The organism is Allobosea sp. RAF48, from assembly GCF_052114025.1.
Lineage (GTDB): Bacteria > Pseudomonadota > Alphaproteobacteria > Rhizobiales > Beijerinckiaceae > Allobosea.
Genome location: NZ_JBFRDZ010000004.1, coordinates 177,862 through 198,224, shown reverse-complemented (window position 1 = coordinate 198,224; position 20,363 = coordinate 177,862). Strand labels below are relative to the sequence as shown.

Genomic DNA, 20,363 nt, shown 5'->3' with positions numbered 1-20,363 from the left:
TGACACGGTTGTCTTCGGCAAGTGGCGTGGACCCCGCCCAATCCGCCAGAAGCAGACTATCGTTCAAACGATAGTCTGCTTTGGGCAGGAAGCGGGCTTCAGGCACACCAGAGTCCGCTTCTGCCGGGAATATCGCGGTCGGGCCAGCCTGACGAGGTTGCTCCGTCTTGCCGGTCGCGCGTCTGAGAACTCGCCGATATCGAGCGCTCTCAGGCTGCCGCAATGGAGTTGCTGTCGGCGCTGACACGGCCGAACAGATCGCGGGCGCGGATGCGGTAGAAGCCGGTCGCGTCGCGTGGATCAAGATAGACGCTCGAGAGCAGGCCGGCCGGGTTGATCACCTGCCAGGGGCCGCTTTCCTGCGCGCTCCAGAGCACGTCGAAGAGCTGGATGCTCTCGTATGGCGCCGGCTCCCAGAACAGAACGCGGTTGCTGCCGTTCAGCCCGCCAAAGACCTGGAGGCGGGGAGTGGAGGGCGCCGCGGGCGCGGCATCGACGCGTCGGACGAGCGCGGCCAAGGCTACCGACGGCAGCGGCATGTCGAGCTGGACCTCGTGCCGCGTCGCAGCGCCGCCGATCTGGAGATGCTCGACGGTCAGGGCGGGCTCCTGCGCCAGGCGCATCGCTTCGAGCTCCGCAGCACCCGGCAGGTCGGGCGCGCCGAGATCCTCCCAGACGGTGAAGGGATCGCCCTTGCCATGGGCGATGCGGAAGGTGGCGAGCGCATAGGCACCGGGCTGCAACCCGGAAAAAGCGAGTTCCACTGTGCTCTCGCCAGACTGCCAGATGCGGTCGACGCTGTTGTAGAGGAGCACGCTCGCGCCGGACGGCTCGGAGGCGCTTCCCAGCGCCGTCGCGATCGCGCCGAGGCCGCTGCGGTCGGGGTCGAGGCCCTGGCCGTCGAGTGTGAATCGGCGCTCGCTCAGCAGGCCGAGCAATTCCATGACGCTGAGCGCCGGCTTCTTGACCAGATCGAACGGCTCGGGCTCTGCCCGGCGCGCTTCCAGCGCAGCGATGTCGGTCTTGTGCTCGGCCTGAGCGGCGCGCACCGGGCGCTTCCCGAAATAGGTCAGATGCGTGCGGTGCCCCCAGTGGCCGACGAAGCCGTTGTCATTGCTGAGGACCTCGTAGTCGACGCCTTCGCCATCGATCATCAGGCGCTGGTGCTGGTCGATGATCTTGGCGGCGAGCCCGGCGAAATAGGGCATGCCGTGCCAGGTATGGTAGAGATGCCAGCCGATCTGCGGGTCGCATTCGTCATTGACGAAAGGCAGGTTGGCGAAGCGCGGATGATGCTCGCGGATATAGTCGACCGCCATCATCTCGTGCCGGATGATGGCGAGGCTGTTCGGCGTCAAATCCTCGGCATGCTTCTTCACGCCCTTCTCATGCACCGAGATGAAGTCGAGCCGCATGCCGGTCTCGCCGGTGAAGAGATTGGTGCCGGTGTCGCAATGGGCGAGGAAGCTCTTGAAGATCGGCGGGATGCGCCGGGCGACGCCGGGGCCGCCGAGCCTGAGCTGGGGATCGACCGCCTTCAGCGCCTCCGAGCAGGCGTCGTAGTAGTTGTTGAAGCCGGTCTCGCCGCCGAGCTTCCACCAGATGTCGGGCTCGTTCCAGGTCTCGAAATACCACTGGCGCAGCTCGTCCGCGCCGTAGCGTGCACGGTAGCGCTCCGCCATCTCACCCATGAAGTCGCGCCAATGATGCGCCTGCGCGACGTCGTTGAAGTCGGTGTAGATGTAGGAGGGATTGCCCATCAGCTCGAAGAACGGACGGATGCGGTGCTCGAGCATGACGTCGATGGCCGCATCGAGCCGCGACCAGTCGTATCGGCCGAAAGACGACGCGGTGACGAGATCGAGCATGTAGTGCACGCGCATGTATTCGATGCCGCGATTGGGCACGGCGCCGACATAGGCGAGCGTCTGCCGCATCTCCGGCTCCAGCAGCAGCTCGGCCGGTGAAAAGCCCGTGCTGCGCCAGAAGCGCCGGAACCGCTTGGTCGGGGCGGCGAGGTCGATGTCTATGCGGGTCTTTTCGGACATGACGGGTCCTTCGCTGATAGCGGAGTTAATTTGTTGCCGGCTAATTTTAATGAGATCGAAACCTCAGCCCTCATCCTGAGGAGCGCCACAGGCGCGTCTCGAAGGATGATCCAGTGCGCTCTGGAACACCCTTCGGGACGCGAGCTGAAGCTCGCTCCTCAGGATGAGCTCCTGTGGGAGTCACGGATGCACTCTCACTTGAATTTGTCGCGCATCGACTGGATGCCAGGGATCGCGGCCATCAGGTGGGCGTGCCGGTCGTCGAAATGCTGGACCAGCCCGCGCTGTGTCTTCCCGACCAGGATGGTGAAGATGTAGCAGCGATGGCCGGGCGAGGTGACGGTCGGGTGATAGCCGCGATCGACCAGGATCGTGTCGCGATCCTGCACCATGAAGCATTCTGATTGGCCGTCGGCATAGATGATCTGGGCGCCGAAGCCGGTGCCGGGCTGGTAGCGGTAATGGTAGAGCTCGTCATGCGCCGTCTCGCCCTCGCGGTCGGCATCGTGCTTGTGCGGCGGATAGCCGGACCAGCAACCGGGGTCGGCATAGAGCTCGCTGACGAGAAGGTTTCCGGCGCGCCCCTGGCCGTTCTGGCCGAGGATGTGGAAGATGCGGCGGCGGCTATGGGTGTCGGGCGAGCCGACATCGACCATCGCGACCGCCTCCGGCGCGATGCGGAAGGGCTTCAGCCCGTCGTCGTCGCAGAGGCCGCCGGCGACGGCGATCTCGACGGGGCCGGCGGCATTCTCCAGCCGCACCGCGCTGCCCGGAGGGGCATAGACGGAATCCGCCTCGCCCGACCAGATGTCGCGCCGCTTGCCGACGGCCGCGAAGCGTTCCCCGTCGACGACGATGTCGACCGTACCGGAGAGCACGACATGGACGCTCTCATGCCGCGGCAGGCGCTGCTCGACGATCTCGCCCGGTTGCAGTCTCAGCAGGTTGAAATGGACGTGCGGTAGGGCCGGATCGTCGCTGACGATGGCGCTGTTGGCGTTGTCGCGGGCGGGTATGTGCTTAGGCATGTGTGGCTTGTCCGATCTGGATGGCGTCGACGCCGCGGAGCGTGAGCGTCTCGGCGTGATGGCAGGCGACGCTGCGGTCGCCGAGATCGCGCAAGGGCGGCTGGGTCGAGCGGCAGATCTCGGTGGCGAAACGGCAGCGTGGATGGAAGGCGCAACCGCTCGGGCGGTTCGCGGGATCGGCGACCTCGCCCGGCAGGCGGATGCGGCGGTTCTGCCGGCGATGGGCGGGGTCGGGGATCGGCAGGGCCGAGAGCAGCGCCTCGGTGTAGGGATGCAGCGGCCGGGCGAAGAGCGCTTCGGAGCTCGCGATCTCGACGATCTGGCCGACATACATCACGACGACGCGGTCGCAGATATACTCGATCACGCTGAGATCGTGGCTGACGAAGAGATAGGTCAGGCCGAACTCCTCCTGCAGGTCGCGCAGCAGGTTGAGCGTCTGCGCCCGGACGCTCACGTCGAGCGCCGAGACGGCTTCGTCGAGCACGACGAGGCGGGGATGGGTCGCGAGCGCACGGGCTATCCCGACACGCTGGCGCTCGCCGCCGGAGAAGGCATGCGGATAGCGCCGGGCGTATTCCGGCCGCAAGCCAACCTTGGCAAGGAGCTCGCGGACCTTGGCCTCGATCTCGCCCGGCGGCACCAGCCGGTTGACCTTCAGCACCTCGCCGACGATGTCGCGGACCTGCAGGCGCGGATTGAGCGAGGATTGCGGGTCCTGGAAGACGAGGCGCAGATCGGTGCAATAGGCGAGCCGCTCATTCTCCGAGAGACGGTCGAGATCGACGCTGCCGCCGTCCTTCCGGCGATAGCGCATGGTGCCGGCGGTCGGCTGGTGGATGCCGAGCAACAGGCGCGTCACGGTCGACTTGCCGCAGCCGGATTCGCCGACAAGGCCCAGCGTCTCGCCTTGGCGGATCGCGAAGGAGACATCCTCGACGGCGCGCACGGGATTGGCGGCCTTGCGCTGGAACAGTGTCCGGCGCGGCGGGAACAGCTTGGTGAGCCCGCGCACCTCGAGCAGCACGTCGGGTGCAAGCGAAGCGGGATCAGCCATGACGGGCGCCCTCCATGGCAGAGGGCTGGCGTGCAAGGATGCAGCGCACGTCCCGCCGGGGCCCGATCGAGACCGTGCCGGGATCGGCGACGTCGCAGACGCCCTTGAGCGCCGCATCGCAGCGCGGATGGAAGTCGCAGCCCGCCGGCCGGTCGAAGGGCGAGGGCACCATGCCGCGAACGGCGGCGAGCCGGGAGCCGCGCCCGGCGCCGAGCCGTGGCACGGATTTCAGCAGTGCCCGCGTATAGGGATGGCGCGGATCGGCGAAGATCTCCTCGACCGTGCCGCGCTCGACGATCTTGCCGAGATACATCACCGCGACATCGTCGGCGATCTCGGCGACCACTCCGAGATCATGGGTGATGAACAGGATCGAGAGGCCGTCCTCGCGCTGCAGTTCCTGCAGCAGGTCGATGATGTTGGCTTGGGTGGTGACGTCGAGCGCGGTCGTCGGCTCGTCGGCGATGAGGAGGCGCGGCCGGCAGGAGAGGGCGAGCGCTATGCAAACGCGCTGGCGCATGCCGCCGGAGAATTCGAAGGGATAGTTGTTCAGCCGCTCCGCCGGCCTTGGGATCCCGACGCGGCCGAGCATCTCGACGGCGCGGGCCTCGGCGGCCTTCTTCGAGAGATCGAGATGGCGGCGGATCACCGGAACGAGCTGCTGGCCGATGGTGTGGACCGGCGAGAGCGCCGCCATCGGCTCCTGCGAGATCAGCGAGATCTCCTTGCCGCGCAGGCCGCGGATCCGGCGGCCGCGCGGGTCGAGCGCGGTGACGTCGATCGCTTCGCCGTCGCGGCCGGAATAGGTGATGCTGCCGGAGGCGATGCGGCCGCTCGGCGGCAACAGGCTCATCAGGGCGCGGCCGGTGACGCTCTTGCCCGAGCCGGACTCGCCGACGATGCAGAGAGTGCGCCCGCGCCGCACGTCGAATGTCACCCCGTCGACCGCGCGCACCAGCCCGTCATCGGTGCCGATCTGGACCTTGAGGTCCCTGACGGCAACGAGCGGCGTGGCGCCGTCCGCCGGCGCCGGGCTCGGGTAAGGGCGGGGCTCAGGCATAGGGATCGGCCGCATCGCGAATTCCGTCACCGAGGAAGTTGAGGGCGAGCACCGCGATCACCACCGCGGCGCCGGGAGCGAGCAGCCAGGGCGCGGTGGTCAGGGCCATGATGCTCTGCGCGTCCTTGAGCAGCACGCCCCAGCTCACCACCGGCTCCTTCAGCCCGATGCCGAGGAAGGAGAGTGCCGTCTCGGCGAGGATCATGCTCGGGATCGCCAGCGTCACCGAGGCGACGATATGGCTGGTGAAGGAGGGCACCATGTGCCGCCAGATGACGCGCTGGCGCGAGCAGCCGTCGAGCCGCGCCGCCAGAACGAAATCCTCGGTCCTGAGCGAGAGGAAGCGGCCGCGTACCACGCGCGCCAGATCCGTCCAGCCGATCAGCGAGAGGATGATGGTGATCCAGAGATAGACCAGCAGTGGGTCCATGCTCGCCGGCACCGCCGCGGCCAGCCCCATCCAGAGCGGGATGGTCGGGATCGACTTCAGGAAGTCGATGCTTCGCTGGACGACTTCGTCGATCCAGCCACCGTAATAGCCGGAGATGCCGCCGAGCAGCAGGCCGAGGAAGAGGCTGACCGCGACGCCGACGAGGCCGATCGACATCGAGATGCGCGCGCCGTGAATGGTGCGCGACAGCACGTCCCGCCCGAGCCGGTCGGCGCCCCAGAGATACATCGGCTGGGACGGGTCGGCCGGGCCGATCAGATGCCGGTCCCAGGGGATCAGCCCGAAGAGCTTGTAGGGCTCGCCCTTGGCGAAGAAGACGACCGGATGGACCGACTTCTCGTCGACCACGAAGCTCCGCTTCAGCGCCACCGGGTCGAAGCTCATCCGGTAGCCGTTGACATACATGAAGTGCGTTTCGCCGGCCGCATCCGTGCCGAAGAACCTCAGCGCCTGCGGCGGGCCGTAGGTGAAGCGGGCATTGTAGGCGTCGGGCGCGAAGGGCGCGAAGAACTCGGCCAGCAGCGCGACGAGATAGATGCCGATGACGACGAAGAAGCTGGCATAGGCCAGCCGGTGCCGGCGGAAGCGGCGGACAATCAGCCGCCACTGACTGGCTTCGGCAAGCCTGCGGACCGCCGGGGCGGCGGTTTCGGGAGCGGCGGGCGCGGCGATGTCGCTCATTCCAGCCTCAGGCGTAGCGCACGCGTGGATCGAGCCACGCGAGCAGGAGGTCGGAGATCAGGGTGCCGATAACGGTGAGTGCGCTCAGCATCAGGATGAAGCTGCCGGCGAGGTACATGTCCTGCGCCAGCAGGGCCGAGAGCAGCAGCGGCCCCGCGGTCGGCAGGCTCATCACCACCGACGTCACGATCGCGCCGGAGACGAGGTTCGGCAGAACCCAGCCGATGGTCGAGACGAAGGGGTTGAGCGCGACCCGGACCGGGTACTTGAACAGAAGCTCCATCTCGCCGAGCCCGTTGGCGCGGGCGGTCTGGACATAGGGCTTGTAGAGTTCGTCGATCAGGTTGGCGCGCATGACGCGGATCAGCGCCGCCGTGCCATGGGTCGCCAGCACGAAGACCGGCAGCCACAGATGCATGGCGAGGTCGCCGACCTTGGCCAGGCTCCAGGGTGCGTTGACATATTGCGGCGAGAACAGCCCGCTGACGCTCATGCCGAAATAGCGTGAGAACACGTACATCAGCGCCAGCGCCAGCAGAAAGCTCGGCACGGCGAGCCCGAGGAAGCCGAGGAAAGTCACGACATAGTCGAGCCAGGAATAGCGCCGGACCGCGCTGTAGATGCCGATCGGCAGGGCGACCAGCCAGGTGAAGACCAGGGTGATGCCCGAGAGCAGGACGGTGAGGCCGAACCGGTCCCACATCAGCTCGGAGACCGGCTTGTTCCATTCGAAGGACTCGCCGAAGTCGCCGCGGAACAGGATGCCTGAGATCCACAGCCAGTATTGTACGTACCAGGGCTGATCGAGCCCGTAGCGCAGCTTCAGGGCGGACAGCGTGTCGTTGTCGAGCGAGCCGCCCTGCTCGGCGAACTTGGCGCTGAACGAGGTCAGGAAATCGCCCGGCGGCAACTGGATGACCAGGAAGGCGACCACCGACACCGCTGCCAGCGTGGCGAGCGTATAGACGAGCCGTCTCAGCATGTAGCGGAGCATCTGGGGCCTCCGGTGCGGTCGGGCGGGGAGGGGGCCGGAGCAGATGCTCCGGGCTGCGGATCGCTGACCGGAACTATTCGTAGAAGTACTGTTCCGGATTGGTCGGGCCCGGCGTCATGTAGAAGAACGTGTCCGGCATCAGATCGGGCACATTGCGCATATTGTTCTTCACGACGCCGTAATTGTCGGCGTCCATGTTCGTGCCGATCACGTAGAACTGGTCACGGGCGATCGCGAGGATCTTCTTCATCACCTCGATCTGCCCGGCCGTGCCAGGAGTCTTCTGCATCTGGACGTAGAGCGCCTGCTGCTGCCTGGCCGGCTCCGGCGGCTCCTCGGCGTTGGGATCCTTCGGGTTCTGGAAATAGATCCCCCAGGCCGAGGCGAAGGCCGCCTGGTTCTCGTAGGGGAAGTACCATTTCGGATCGAGGATGCCGAGGAAGTCGTAGCCGCCGCCGCCGATCCAGACCATCGCGTCATGCTCGTTGGCGAGCATGCGGGCGAAGGCGAAGGACTCCTCGACCGTCTTCACCTGCATCTCGATGCCGACTGCGGCCCAGTATTTCTTGATCAGCTCGAGCGCGTCGATCTGGTAGCGGCGCGAGGTTGCGGCATCGACGGCGAAGGAGATGCGCTTGCCGTCGGGTGCCAGCCGGAATTTCTGCGCATCGCGCTTGGCAAAGCCGGCCTTGTCGAGCAGTTCGTTCGCGGCCTTGGGATCGTACTTGGTGTACTGCGTCGCCATCTGCTCGTCATAGAGCGCGGTGCCCGGGCGCGGCGCCGCCTGATAGGGTTGCGACTGGCCGGCATAGATCAGGTCGTTGAGCTCGTCGCGGTTGATGGCGAGAGAGAGCGCGACGCGGAAATCCTTGTTGCGGAAGACCTCGCGCAGCACCGGGTTCTTGCTGGTCTGGTTGAGCGAGATGCACATCGCATTCGACCAGGCCGGCTGCGCCTTGAACAGCCGGTAGCCGCTGCGCTCGCGGTTCTGGGCGAGCACGATGCGCGTCTCCAGCCCGTTGAGGCGCTGGTTCTGCATGTCGAGCTCGCCATTGATCGCCTTCAGCACGATCGCCTGCTGGTCTCCCATGATGTCGAAGGTGACGCGGTCGATATAGGGCAGTTGCCGCCCCGCCGGATCGACCTTGAAGTAATAGGGGTTGCGCTCGAGCACGACCTGGGTCGTGCCGCCATAGGGCACGGTCAGCTTCCAGGGATCGAGCACCGGCCGGCCGGTATCGCGCCAGCGGCCGGGGAAGCTGGTCTTGTTGAGGAAAAGCGCTGCCCAGTTCGCTGCCTTGGCTTCGGCGACCAGCTTGTCGACGCCGTCGGGATTGTACTTCTTGTGGAACTGCTTGAGGTAATGCGCCGGCGCCGCCGCGAGGATGTCTGAGCCGAAGGTCGTCGCCATGTTCTCCAGCAACATGCCGTTCGGGCCGGTGAAGCGGAACCTGACCGTGTAATCGTCGATCTTCTCGACGGTGACGGGGTCGTTGCCGCTGCGCAGCCAGCGCGGCGCAGACGGCGTCAGTTCCTTGTTCATCAGCACGTCCTGGTACCAGAACAGGATGTCGTCGGCCGTGAACGGCGCGCCGTCCGACCAGCGCGTGCCCTTGCGCAGGTGGAAGACGTATTCGGTGCCGTCCGGCTTGATGTCGACCTTCTCGGCGACGTCGGGCTCGACCGCGGTCCAGTCGCGGTTCCAGCGGACGAGGCGGGTGTAGCCGACGGAGCGCTCGATCAGCGAGTCGCTGCCGCCCATCAGGGCCTGCCGCCAGGTGCCGCCGTACTTGCCGGCCTTCTCGACCGGGGCGAGGACCAGCGGCTTCTCGGGCAGGCGCTGTTGGACCGGCGGCAGCTTGCCGCCCTTCACCAGCTCCGAAAGCCCCGGCGCCTCCTGGTACTCGGCGGCCGCGGCGGCGCCGGAGAGGGCAAGGATCAGGGACAGCGCGACGCCACGCAGGGCGCGCCCAGGAAAAGCTGCCATCGTTTCCTCCGCTGCGCCTTCTGCTCATGGCGGGCGCTATGGGGATACGTTATCGTTATCTCAATCGAGGCGTCAAGCCTGCTTGGGTCGGCGATGAGGAATGCCCTATACCGACACTATAGTGCGATCGAGCTGGAAAAAATTGCGCCTTCGGCTGTGAAGGAAGCCTCTGGAAAAAGTTATCGTTATCGTGAGATAAGGCGACATGGAGATGAAACCAGCCCTGCGGCCGTCCACGATCACCGATGTCGCCACGGCGGCCGGTGTCTCGCCGATGACGGTTTCGCGCGTACTCAACGGCCGAGGCGGCGCCGGTGAGGAAACACGCCAGCGCGTGCTGGAGGCGGCCCAGGCTCTGAATTACCGGCCTAATGCCTTCGCCCAGAGCCTGAAGAGTGACCGCTCCCACACGGTCGGCATCGTTGTGCCGGATATCGTCAACCCGTTCTTCCCCGAGATCATCCGGGGAGCCGAGCTCGTGGCGCGGCCGGCCGGCTATACGCTGCTGTCCTGCAATGTGGTCGAGGATCCCGAGCGCGAGGAGGAGGTGCTCGGCACGCTGCTCGACAAGCGCGTCGACGGGGTCATCATCTGCAGCGCTCGCCTCGACGAGGAGCGGCTCTTGCGCGCGGTCGCGCCGCACCGGGCCGTTGTGCTGATCAACCGATCCGTCGCCAAGCGCCATGCCGGCACCATCGAGGTCGACTACCGCTCCGGCGTGGAGGCCCTCATTACGCAGCTTGTCGCCCAGGGGCGGCGGCGCTTCGGTTTCGCTGCCGGGCTGGCCTCGTCGCATGGCGGGCGCAAAAGGCGGGAGGGGATCGAGGCGGCCCTGGCGCGCCATGGGCTCTCCCTCGCTTTCGACCAGCCCTGCACGCCGGACCTTCAGGGCGGAGCCGACATCGCCGCCCGATTCCTGCCCGAGGCCGCGCGGATCGATGCCATGATCTGCTACAACGACCTGATCGCGCTCGGGTTGATGAAGCCGCTCGAGCAGGCGGGCATCAGGGTGCCGGATGATATCGCGATCGTGGGATGCGACGACATTCCGGCTGCGTCGCTGGTGTCGCCGGCTTTGACCACGCTCAGGATCGCCAAGCAGGATCTCGGCGAGATGGCGATGCGGATGCTGCTCGACCGGATCGCGGGCCGCAACGCCCAGCAAGGTATCGTCATCGAGCCGGATCTGATCTGGAGGGCGACGACGCCCACCTTGTGAGGGAAGACTTGAACGCCGCTTTTTCTCGATCGAGCGCTGCGAGTTCGGCGTAGAACTCCAACCTGTCGACAGCAGCCTGCTACCATTTGCGCCTGCAGCGTCCGTATGCCGGCTTCCGAGCCTTGGCGAAGACAGCCTCGGGCAGCCGGATGTCGGCTCCGGTGATGGAAATCTCGGCGCGGTCGCAGATGACGATGCCCTTGATCTTCGGCGCCTTTTCGAACCTCGTTGATATGCCGGATGTTCTCCGCTTCCCGTTCAGCAGGGAGTGCCCCCGCCAAGCTGGGTAACAGCTTCGTCGACGCTGTGGAAAATCCGGCCTTCTCCAATCGTGCGAACAATGCCGAAGCGCTCCAGCGCTTCGCGGGCCCGTGCGGATTCCACCCGCGCGATCGCGAAGGTGGTTCCCTGCTCTTCGCAGGCCCGGGCGACGGCAAGCAGCGATTGCGCCGCCGTATAGTCGATGGCTGCAATGCCGCTGGCCTCCAATATGACCAGCCTCGGCTTTTGTTCTGCGAGCCGGTCGAGCAGGTCCTGCTGGAACCCGGACGCATTGGCGAACAGCAATGGCGCAGGAAAGCCGGCGACGAGGATTCCCGGAAGGGTCGTCAACGGCTGCCCCGGACCCGGTGGCCACCAGATCGTCGTGCCAGCGATACGACCGAACTCGACCAGATGGCTGCGGGTCGTCATCCAGATGCCGTGCAGCAAGGACAGGCCAATGCCGATGGCCACGCCGCTTTCGATCGGCAGCAGGGCAACGGCGAGAGCGGTCAGCAGGACGAGCGCGAATTCCTGCGGGCTCTGGCGCGCGATCTGCACGATCAGGCCCACTCTCAAGATCCGCCCGGCCACGAAGAAGAGAACGCCGGCAAAGGCTGCCTCGGGGACATCGGCGAGAACATCGGCGCCGAAGAGCGCGAGCCCCAGGACCAGCGCCGCGGCGGCGAGACCGGAGACAGGGTTGCGGCCCCCGCTCTCGACGACGATGGCTGTTCGTGGCGGGCTGGCGTTGACGGGGAATGTGCCAGCCAGCCCGGCAAGCAGGTTGGCGCCCGCCAGTCCGAGATAGTCACGCCCGACATCGGGCTCGCAGCCATCGGGGTCGCGGAAGGACCGGCTGACTGTCGCCGTCTGCATCATCACGATGAGCGCGACGATCAGGGCCAGCGGGACGAGCGACCGCAAATCGGCCCAGGACAGATCGAAGCCCGGCCATGGCGGCAACCCCTCGGGCAACGAGCCGAGCACTGCGACGCCTCGGCTCTCCAGACCGAGCACCACGACCGCAGCCGTCGCCAGGGCGAAGGCGATCAAGGCCCCGGGCAGCCAGGCCGCCAGCCTTTCGCAGAGGACGATGACGGCGAGCACGCCGAGGCCCAGCAGGGCCGAGAACGGATTGCTGGCTGCACGCGCCGCCCAAATTTCCGCCAACCGGGGAAGCAGACTGCTCGCCTGCACGTTCAGCCCCAGCAGGCTCGGGAGCTGGGACACGACGATATGGGCTGCGATGCCGGCCAGGAAACCAAACACGACCGGCGTCGACAGAAAATCGGCGATCCAGCCAAAGCGCAGGAAGCCGGCCCCAAGCAGCAGGAGGCCGACCAGCACGGCGAGTGTCGGCGCCGCCGCCGGGGATATGATGCCACCGGCCGCAAGCGCGGCGAGCGCGCCGGCGAAGATGGGGGTGATCGTCGAATCGGCTCCGACGGTGAGGACCCGGCTGGCGCCCAGCAGCAGGAAGCCGAGCGTCGCTGCAACGAAGGCGAACAACCCCACCTGCACAGGGAAGCCGCCGAGGCGCGCCGTTGCCATCTGCTCCGGGATGGTGATCGCCGCAAGTGTCAAGCCGGCGAGCACATTGCGCCCAAAACCTCCGCGACGTGAAGGGCCTCCGGGAGAGTGCTGCCCCGATCCGGTCAGAGGTGCGTTGCTTTGCATGACCGGCCACCGTCGTTGCATGCGAAGCCCATGCGGCTGCGATCATAGCAGTTCGCCCTATGAACGCTTAGGCACATGGATTTGTCCGAGATGAACGGAAGGTTACGCCCGTTTCATGTGCGGCGCTGCGAAAATACGTATAGCATGCCGGTGGAGTTATAAGCGGCATCGGTGCAGCGATGAACCAGAAGCCCGAGTTCCCAGCCGTGGCTCCTGTGACAGATCGTTCGCAAACGGTCTCGCCGAAGCCGCGGAGCGGCCGTCTTGGCGCGCTGTTGGTCGTTCTGGTCGCGGCAGGGCTCGGATTGTGGTGGTGGGTGCGACCGGGTGCCGAGAAGCCGGTGGGAGCCAACCGCGGCGTTCAAGCGATGTCGATCGTGTCCGCGAAAGCGACGCAGGGCGATATCGCGATCAACCTCGATGCGCTTGGTACCGTCACTGCGCTCGCGACCGTCACGGTCAAGTCCCAGATCGCCGGAAAGCTCCTCGGGGTGGATTTCGAGGAGGGGCAGGACCTCCGCAAGGGGGATCTGCTAGCCGAGATCGATTCCCGTCCCTATGAGGCCGCCCTGGCCCAGGCGAAGGGGCAGTTGGCGCGCGACGAGGCGCTGCTCAGCGGGGCACGGGTCGACCTGGAGCGCTACAGGAGACTGTCAGCCCAGAACGCCGTGCCGCACCAAACTCTGGATACGCAGATCGCGCAGGTCGCTCAATATGAGGGAACCGTCGCCGCCGATCACGCGCAGGTCACGGCGGCCGAAGTCAATCTCCAGTATTGCAGGATCGTTTCGCCGATCAACGGGCGCGCCGGTTTGCGCCAGGTCGACGCGGGAAACTACGTTACGGCCGGCGACGCGAGCGGCATCGTCGTAATCACGCAGCTCGAGCCCATAAGCGTGCTCTTCACCCTCCCGGAGGACAATCTGCAGCCGGTCGCCGCGCGCCTGCGGACGGGCGCTACGCTGCCGGTCCAGGCATTCAACCGCGCCGGCACGGCGAAGCTCGCAGATGGGACGCTGCAGACGTTCGACAGCCAGATCGATCCCACCACGGGAACGATCAAGCTGCGTGCACTCTTCGGAAACGAGGGGCGGTCGCTTTATCCCAACCAGTTCGTCAACATTCGCCTGCTGCTCGATACGCGCAAAGGCGTCACGCAAATCCCGTCCGCGGGGGTCCAGCGCGGCGTGCCGGGTACCTTCGTCTATATCGTCAACGCGAACGACACCGTCTCGGTCCGCAAGGTCGAACTCGGCGTGACCGATGGCGACCATGTGGAGGTCCTGTCGGGTCTCAAGCCGGGCGACACGGTCGTCATCGACGGCGCCGACAAGCTGCGTGAAGGCGCCAGGATCAGCGTGCGGGCGCCCCTCGATGCAACGGTGCCGCCGCCTGCGGGCACTGGCCGCCGCGCGGGCGCGAGGTCAGCCCCGTGAGCCCGTCCCGGCCGTTCATTATGCGGCCCGTGGCCACGACGCTGCTGATGGTGGCCATCATGCTTTCGGGCATCCTCGCCTTCCGGTTTCTCCCGGTGGCGGCGCTGCCCGAGGTCGATTACCCGACCATCCAGGTCCAGACCTTCTATCCGGGCGCCAGCCCCGATGTGATGACCTCCTCGGTGACGGCGCCGCTCGAGGTGCAGTTCGGCCAGATGCCGAACCTGAACCAGATGAGCTCGGTCAGTTCGGGCGGCGCCTCGGTCATCACTCTGCAATTCGACCTGAACATCTCGCTGGATGTTGCGGAGCAGGAGGTGCAGGCCGCGATCAACGCCGCGGGCAACCTCCTGCCGGCGGATCTCCCGGCGCCTCCGATCTACGCGAAGGTCAACCCCGCCGACGCGCCCATCCTGACTCTTGGGCTGACCTCCGCCACTGTTCCGCTCACGCAGGTGCAGGACTTCGCCAACACGCGGCTGGCGCAGAAGATATCGCAACTTCCCGGCGTGGGCCTTGTCAGCATCAGCGGCGGCCAGCGGCCGGCCGTGAGGATCCGTGCCGATATCCGCAAGCTCGCCGCCTACGGCCTGAACATCGATGACCTGCGCACCACGCTGGCCAACGCCAACGTTAACACGCCGAAAGGCAGTTTCGACGGGCCGATGCGGGCTTCGACGATCAACGCCAACGACCAGATCCGCTCCGCCGGCGGCTACCGCTCGCTGATCGTCGCGTACAAGAACGGCGCTCCGGTCCGGCTTGGCGATGTCGGAGAAGTCGTAGACGGAGCCGAGAACGACAAGCTCGGTGCCTGGATGAACACGACGCCGGCTGTGATCCTGAACATCCAGCGTCAGCCGGGCGCCAATGTCATCTCGGTGGTCGAGAGTATCAAGGCGCTGTTGCCGCAACTCAAGGCATCGCTGCCGGCGGCCGTCGACATGACGATTCTGACCGACCGCACGGTCACCATCCGGGCTTCGGTCCGTGACGTCGAATACGAGCTCGGCCTCGCGGTGATACTCGTCGTTCTGGTGATCTTCGTCTTCTTGCGCAGCCCGCGCGCGACGCTGATCCCGAGCCTGTCCGTCCCGCTTTCGCTCGTCGGGACGCTCGGCGTGATGTACCTGCTGGGCTTCAGTCTCAACAACCTGACGCTGATGGCACTGACCATCTCGTCCGGCTTCGTGGTCGACGACGCGATCGTCGTGATCGAGAACATCTCCCGCTATCTTGAGGAGGGACATGCGGCGCTTGAGGCCGCGCTGCGCGGCTCCGAGCAAATTGGCTTCACCATCATCTCGCTGACGGTCTCCCTGATCGCTGTGTTGATCCCGCTGCTGTTCATGGGCGACGTGGTCGGCCGCCTGTTCCGGGAGTTCGCCGTCACGCTGTCGGTGACGATCCTGATCTCGGCGGTCGTCTCGCTGACATTGGTCCCGATGGCCTGCGCCAAGCTGCTGAAGCCAGTGGCGGAGACCACGGAGAACCGCTTCCAGCGCGCGAGCCGCGAGGCCTTCGACAGCATCATCGCCGGCTATGCCCGGATGCTGGACTGGGTGCTCGACCGGCAGACGATGGTGCTGCTGATCGCCCTGACGACGTTCGGGCTGACGGGGTATCTCTACGCCGTCATTCCCAAGGGCTTCTTCCCGCAACAGGACACCGGCATCATCCAGGCGATCACGGAGGCGCCGCAATCGGTCTCCTTCGCCGCGATGGCCACGCGGCAGCAGGAGCTCGCCGCCGAGATACTGAAGGACCCCGATGTCGTAAGCCTATCCTCCTTTATCGGCGTCGACGGCACCAACAGCACGCTGAACAGCGGTCGGATCCTGATCAATCTGAAGCCTCATGAGGAGCGCGCGTCCAACATCGCGGTGGTGATGGATCGCCTGCGGCAGCGCACAGCCTCGCTGCCGGGTATCTCGCTCTATATGCAGCCCGTGCAGGACCTGACGGTCGAGGGCATCGTCAGCCGAATGCAGTACCAGTTTGTCCTGCAGGATGCCGACGCGGTTCAGCTCGCCGAATGGACACCGAAGCTCGTCGAGCGGCTGGCGGAGCTTCCGCAGCTTGCCGAGGTCGCCAGCGATATCTCCGCACGAGGGCTCGCCGTTTTCGTCGATATCGACCGCGACCAGGCGGCTCGCTTCGGTATCACCCCGGCGACAATCGACAACGCGCTCTACGACTCCTTCGGACAGCGCATCGTCTCCACGATCTTCACCAATGCAAACCAGTATCGTGTCATCCTGGAGGCCGATCCGTTGCTGCAGACCTCGCTACGATCGCTATCGGCGATCTATCTGCCGTCATCGGTGGGCGGGGGACCTGTGCCGCTGGCGGTCGTCGCGAAGATCCGCGAGGGAACCGCACCGCTGCAGGTGTCCCATCTCGGCCAATTTCCCTCGGCCACGATCTCCTTCAACCTCGCCCCGGACGCCTCGATCGGTGAGGCCGTCAGCGCGATCAAGCAGGTCCAGGCCGAAATCGGCCTTCCAGGAAGCGTCGTCAGCACCTTCCTGGGCACGACGCAGGCATTTCAGGCGTCCCTGTCCAACCAGGTCCTGCTGATCCTCGCGGCGATCGTGACAGTCTATATCGTGCTGGGAGTGCTCTACGAGAGCTTCACCCATCCCCTGACGATCCTCTCGACGTTGCCGTCGGCGGGCATCGGCGCGCTGCTGGCTCTGATGATGGCGGGCCAACAGCTCACCATCGTCGCGATCATCGGCATTATCCTCCTGATCGGCATCGTGAAGAAGAACGCGATCATGATGATCGATTTTGCGCTGGACGCCGAGCGCAACGAGGGCAGGGCGCCGCGCGAGGCGATCCGCCAGGCCTGCCTGTTGCGGTTCCGGCCCATCCTGATGACGACGATGGCCGCGATGCTGGGTGCGCTCCCGCTGATGCTCGGAACCGGCGTGGGCTCCGAGCTCCGGCATCCGCTCGGCATCGCCATCGTCGGCGGGCTGCTGGTCAGCCAGTTCCTGACGCTGTTCACCACGCCAGTGATCTATCTCTGGTTCGATCGGCTGGCTGTGCGCTCCACCGGTGCCGGGGCGGCTGTCCCGCCGGCCCAAGAAGTGCCTTAGTCATGAACCCGTCGGGGACCTTCATCCGCCGACCGGTTGCGACCACGCTGCTGACCGTCTGGCTTGCCGGGGTGGGCGCCGTCGCTTACTTCCAGCTCCCTGTCTCCCCCCTGCCGGAGGTCGATTTCCCGACAATTTCGGTCCAGGCCACGTTGCCGGGCGGAAGCCCGCAAGATGTGGCGGCGACCGTGGCGAGCCCGCTGGAGCGCCATCTCGGCCAGATCGCCGATGTGACGGAGATGACCTCGTCAAGCACGGTCGGAGGAACGCGGATCACCCTCCAGTTCGGCCTGAAGCGCGACATCGACGGCGCTGCGCGCGACGTGCAGGCTGCGATCAACGCGGCTCGCGCCGACCTGCCGGCAAGCCTGCGCGCGAATCCGACCTATCGGAAGGTCAACCCGGCGGATGCGCCCGTGCTCATCCTGACGCTGACTTCGGACACGAAGACCCGGGGCGAGCTCTACGATGCGGCCTCCACGGTGCTCGCGCAGAAACTGTCTCAGGTGGAAGGGGTCGGCGAGGTCATCGTCGGCGGCGGTTCGCTGCCGGCCGTCAGGGTCGAGCTGAATCCGCAGGCCGTCTACAAATACGGCATCGGCCTGGAGGACGTCCGCGCCGCCATAGCCAGCGCCAACGCCCACAGCCCCAAGGGTGGGATCGATGTCGGCGATCGCCGTTACCAGATCTATGCCAACGACCAGGCAGAAAAGGCGCAACAATATCGCTCCCTCACCATCGCCTATCGCGACGGCGCGCCCATCCGGCTGTCCGATATCGGCGAGGTGACGGATTCGGTCGAGAATCTGCGCAATGCCGGGCTCGTCGACGGCAAGCCCGGCGTTCTCCTCGTGTTGTTCCGGCAACCCAACGCGAACATCATCGGCGTGGTCGACCGGGTGAAGGCCCTCCTGCCGACGCTCCGGGCCTCCATTTCGCCGGCCATCGATCTCGCGCCGGCCGTCGACCGATCCACGACGATCCGGGCTTCGCTCAACGATGTCGAGCGCACGCTGCTGATCGCGATCCTGCTGGTGATCGCCGTGGTGTTCGCGTTCCTGCGGGACTGGCGGACCATGCTCGTGCCGATCGTGGCCGTGTCCGTATCGCTGATCGCCACCTTCGCGGCGATGTACCTGCTGGGCTACAGCCTCAACAACCTGTCGCTGATGGCCTTGACCGTCGCGACGGGGTTCGTCGTCGACGATTGCATCGTGGTTCTCGAAAACATCGCGCGCCATGTCGAGGGCGGGATGGAGCCGCGCGAGGCCGCGCTCAAGGGCGCGCAGGAGGTCGGCTTCACGGTCCTGTCCATGAGCATCTCGCTGGTCGCAGTGTTCATCCCGATCCTGCTGATGGGGGGCATCGTCGGGCGGCTGTTTCGCGAATTCGCCATGACGACCTCGCTGGCGATCATCATCTCGCTGCTGATCTCGCTGACGACGACACCGATGATGTGCGCCGCGCTCCTGCGCAGGAATTCCGAGCTTCGGCATGGCCGACTATATCGCGGCAGCGAGCGGGTCTTCGCCTGGATGCTTGGCGGATACAGGCGAACGCTGACAGTCGCGCTTGGCCATCCCGGGGCGATCATGCTGGTCTTCGCAGCCGTGCTGGGCCTCAACTTCTATCTTTACGGCGCCATTCCGAAGGGCTTCTTTCCCCAGCAGGACACGGGACGCATCGTCGGTTCCATCCAGGCCGATCAGAGCATCTCCTTCCAGCTTATGCAGCAGAAGCTTTCGCGCTTCGTCTCGATCGTGAAGGCCGACCCGGCCGTCGACACCGTCGTCGGGTTCACCGGCGGTGGGCAGACCAATTCCGGCAGCGTCTTCATCGCGCTGAAGCCGCTCGCCGAACGCGTCGTCTCTGCCGACCAGGTGATTGCGCGCCTGCGGCGGGATCTGGCAGTCGTGCCCGGCGCGAGCCTCTTCCTGCAGGCGGTTCAAGATATCCGGGTAGGCGGCCGGGTCGGCAATGCCCAGTACCAGTATACGCTGCAGGGCTCGACCCTGGAGGATCTCGCGGAATGGACGCCGAGGATCACCGCCGCGCTGCAGGCGCTGCCGACGCTCGCCGACGTCAACAGCGACCAGCAGAACAAGGGGCTGGAATCCAACGTCATCGTCGATCGCGATACGGCCGCGCGCCTCGGCCTCACCATGGCGCAGGTGAACAACACCCTTTACGACGCCTTCGGCCAGCGGCAGGTGTCGACGATCTATGTCGCGCGCAACCAGTACCATGTCATCATGGAGGTGGCGCCGCGCTTCTGGCAGAACCCGGAAACGCTGAAGCAGGTTTTCATCAGCACTGCCGGCGGGTCGGTCGGAGGCTCTCAGGCAACCAATGCGGTCGCCGGCACGGTCGCGGCCGCGGGCAAATCGACCCCGGCGAGCAGCGTCGCGGCGGATGCGGCCCGCAATCTCGCCACCAACTCCATCGGCGCGACCGGCAAGGGAGCGGTCTCGACCGGCTCGGCTGTCAGCACGGTGCTGGAGACGATGATACCGCTCTCGGCGATCGCGCGCTTCGAGCTGGGCGCGACGCCGCTCGCCGTCAACCATCAGGGGCTGCTCGTCGCCAATACCATCTCGTTCAACCTCCCGGCGGACGTGTCGCTGAGCACGGCAATCGAGTCGATCGAGGCCGCCATAAACCGGATAGGTGTGCCCGTCACCATCCACGGCACCTATCAGGGAACGGCCCGCGCCTTCCAGGACGCTCTTGGCAGCCAGCCCTATCTCATCCTGGCGGCATTGGTGACGATCTACCTTGTCCTGGGAGTGCTCTACGAGAGCTTCGTGCACCCGCTAACGATCCTCTCGACGCTGCCGTCGGCYGGGGTCGGCGCATTGCTCGCGCTGATGGCTTTCGGCGTCGAATTCAGCATCATGGCGCTGATCGGGGTGATCCTTCTGATCGGTATCGTTAAGAAGAATGCGATCATGATGATCGACTTCGCGCTCGACGCGCAGCGCCAGCGCGGCCTGCCCCCGTTCGAAGCCATTCAGGAGGCCTGCCTGTTGCGGTTCCGGCCGATCATGATGACGACGATGGCCGCCATGCTCGGCGCGATGCCGCTCGCGATCGGCTTCGGCGAAGGGGGAGAACTGCGGCGCCCGCTTGGCATCGCCATCGTCGGCGGGTTGGTCCTGAGCCAGATTCTGACGCTCTACACGACGCCGGTCGTTTATCTCTACGCTGACCGCTTTCGCGCCTGGTGCGGGAAGCTGCGCAGACGTCGGCCTGCGCCCGCCCCGGATGCCACGGCATGATGGGGAAGGACGGCGAGGCCGTGGAGCCTGCGCTGCGACGGCTCCCCATGCCGAAACTTTCCCCGTTTCCCGACCAAGT

At 65.9% G+C, this 20,363-nt stretch carries 12 protein-coding genes; 4 read left to right on the top strand and 8 right to left on the bottom strand.

From position 1 onward, the window contains the following. Window positions 1-209: 209 nt before the first annotated feature. The 7 genes from AB4Z10_RS09770 to AB4Z10_RS09740 all read right to left on the bottom strand — a co-directional run bounded on the left by AB4Z10_RS09770 (window position 210) and on the right by AB4Z10_RS09740 (window position 9,306). Window positions 210-2,048: a GH39 family glycosyl hydrolase gene (locus tag AB4Z10_RS09770; RefSeq protein ID WP_441470198.1), complete on the bottom strand. Its 1,839-nt coding sequence runs from the start codon at window positions 2,046-2,048 to the stop codon at window positions 210-212. Window positions 2,049-2,242: 194 nt separating this feature from the next. Further along, window positions 2,243-3,076: a 5-deoxy-glucuronate isomerase gene (locus AB4Z10_RS09765; protein ID WP_441470197.1), complete on the bottom strand. Its 834-nt coding sequence runs from the start codon at window positions 3,074-3,076 to the stop codon at window positions 2,243-2,245. Further along, window positions 3,069-4,133, bottom strand: coding sequence for an ABC transporter ATP-binding protein (locus AB4Z10_RS09760; RefSeq protein WP_441470196.1), 1,065 nt, complete (start codon window positions 4,131-4,133; stop codon window positions 3,069-3,071). The genes AB4Z10_RS09765 and AB4Z10_RS09760 overlap by 8 nt, the downstream gene beginning before the upstream one ends. Further along, the gene (locus tag AB4Z10_RS09755) at window positions 4,126-5,193 is read right to left on the bottom strand and encodes an ABC transporter ATP-binding protein (RefSeq protein ID WP_441470195.1); all 1,068 of its coding nucleotides are present in this window, start codon (window positions 5,191-5,193) and stop codon (window positions 4,126-4,128) included. Before AB4Z10_RS09755 ends, AB4Z10_RS09760 begins: the two co-directional genes overlap by 8 nt. Continuing rightward, the gene (locus AB4Z10_RS09750; RefSeq protein ID WP_441470194.1) at window positions 5,186-6,325 is read right to left on the bottom strand and encodes an ABC transporter permease; all 1,140 of its coding nucleotides are present in this window, start codon (window positions 6,323-6,325) and stop codon (window positions 5,186-5,188) included. Before AB4Z10_RS09750 ends, AB4Z10_RS09755 begins: the two co-directional genes overlap by 8 nt. Window positions 6,326-6,332: 7 nt before the next feature. Continuing rightward, the gene (locus AB4Z10_RS09745) at window positions 6,333-7,319 is read right to left on the bottom strand and encodes an ABC transporter permease (RefSeq protein ID WP_441470193.1); all 987 of its coding nucleotides are present in this window, start codon (window positions 7,317-7,319) and stop codon (window positions 6,333-6,335) included. A gap of 73 nt (window positions 7,320-7,392) precedes the next feature. Next, entirely contained in the window at window positions 7,393-9,306 is a 1,914-nt protein-coding gene (locus AB4Z10_RS09740) for an ABC transporter substrate-binding protein (protein ID WP_441470192.1), read from the bottom strand. Window positions 9,307-9,517: 211 nt separating this feature from the next. Between AB4Z10_RS09740 and AB4Z10_RS09735 the strand changes: the two genes are divergently transcribed. Then, entirely contained in the window at window positions 9,518-10,525 is a 1,008-nt protein-coding gene (locus AB4Z10_RS09735; protein ID WP_441470191.1) for a LacI family DNA-binding transcriptional regulator, read from the top strand. 258 nt (window positions 10,526-10,783) lie between these two features. On the opposite strand, the gene AB4Z10_RS09730 is transcribed toward AB4Z10_RS09735, so the two are convergent. After that, a complete protein-coding gene (locus AB4Z10_RS09730) occupies window positions 10,784-12,466 on the bottom strand; it encodes a SulP family inorganic anion transporter (RefSeq protein WP_441470190.1) in 1,683 nt (560 codons plus the stop codon). A 179-nt stretch (window positions 12,467-12,645) separates the two neighbouring features. On the opposite strand from AB4Z10_RS09730, the gene AB4Z10_RS09725 reads away from it, so the two are divergent. The 3 genes from AB4Z10_RS09725 to AB4Z10_RS09715 are packed head-to-tail and all read left to right on the top strand — an operon-like array spanning window position 12,646 to window position 20,284. Further along, window positions 12,646-13,902 carry an MdtA/MuxA family multidrug efflux RND transporter periplasmic adaptor subunit gene (locus tag AB4Z10_RS09725; protein ID WP_441470189.1) on the top strand — a complete coding sequence of 419 codons (1,257 nt, stop codon included), beginning with the start codon at window positions 12,646-12,648 and terminating at the stop codon, window positions 13,900-13,902. After that, window positions 13,899-17,006 (top strand): MdtB/MuxB family multidrug efflux RND transporter permease subunit, encoded by a 3,108-nt coding sequence (locus AB4Z10_RS09720; RefSeq protein WP_441470188.1) that lies wholly within the window; start codon window positions 13,899-13,901, stop codon window positions 17,004-17,006. The genes AB4Z10_RS09725 and AB4Z10_RS09720 overlap by 4 nt, the downstream gene beginning before the upstream one ends. 2 nt (window positions 17,007-17,008) lie before the next feature. Next, window positions 17,009-20,284, top strand: coding sequence for an efflux RND transporter permease subunit (locus tag AB4Z10_RS09715; RefSeq protein WP_441470187.1), 3,276 nt, complete (start codon window positions 17,009-17,011; stop codon window positions 20,282-20,284). Window positions 20,285-20,363 lie beyond the last annotated feature (79 nt).

What these genes read in the sequence shown, in the direction of transcription:
- AB4Z10_RS09750 (WP_441470194.1), bottom strand. Translation starts at nt 6,325, where the DNA reads ATGAGCGACATCGCCGCGCCCGCCGCTCCCGAAACCGCCGCCCCGGCG.
- AB4Z10_RS09755 (WP_441470195.1), bottom strand. Translation starts at nt 5,193, where the DNA reads ATGCCTGAGCCCCGCCCTTACCCGAGCCCGGCGCCGGCGGACGGCGCC.
- AB4Z10_RS09725 (WP_441470189.1), top strand. Translation starts at nt 12,646, where the DNA reads ATGAACCAGAAGCCCGAGTTCCCAGCCGTGGCTCCTGTGACAGATCGT.
- AB4Z10_RS09765 (WP_441470197.1), bottom strand. Translation starts at nt 3,076, where the DNA reads ATGCCTAAGCACATACCCGCCCGCGACAACGCCAACAGCGCCATCGTC.
- AB4Z10_RS09745 (WP_441470193.1), bottom strand. Translation starts at nt 7,319, where the DNA reads ATGCTCCGCTACATGCTGAGACGGCTCGTCTATACGCTCGCCACGCTG.
- AB4Z10_RS09770 (WP_441470198.1), bottom strand. Translation starts at nt 2,048, where the DNA reads ATGTCCGAAAAGACCCGCATAGACATCGACCTCGCCGCCCCGACCAAG.
- AB4Z10_RS09730 (WP_441470190.1), bottom strand. Translation starts at nt 12,466, where the DNA reads ATGCAAAGCAACGCACCTCTGACCGGATCGGGGCAGCACTCTCCCGGA.
- AB4Z10_RS09735 (WP_441470191.1), top strand. Translation starts at nt 9,518, where the DNA reads ATGAAACCAGCCCTGCGGCCGTCCACGATCACCGATGTCGCCACGGCG.
- AB4Z10_RS09760 (WP_441470196.1), bottom strand. Translation starts at nt 4,133, where the DNA reads ATGGCTGATCCCGCTTCGCTTGCACCCGACGTGCTGCTCGAGGTGCGC.
- AB4Z10_RS09740 (WP_441470192.1), bottom strand. Translation starts at nt 9,306, where the DNA reads ATGGCAGCTTTTCCTGGGCGCGCCCTGCGTGGCGTCGCGCTGTCCCTG.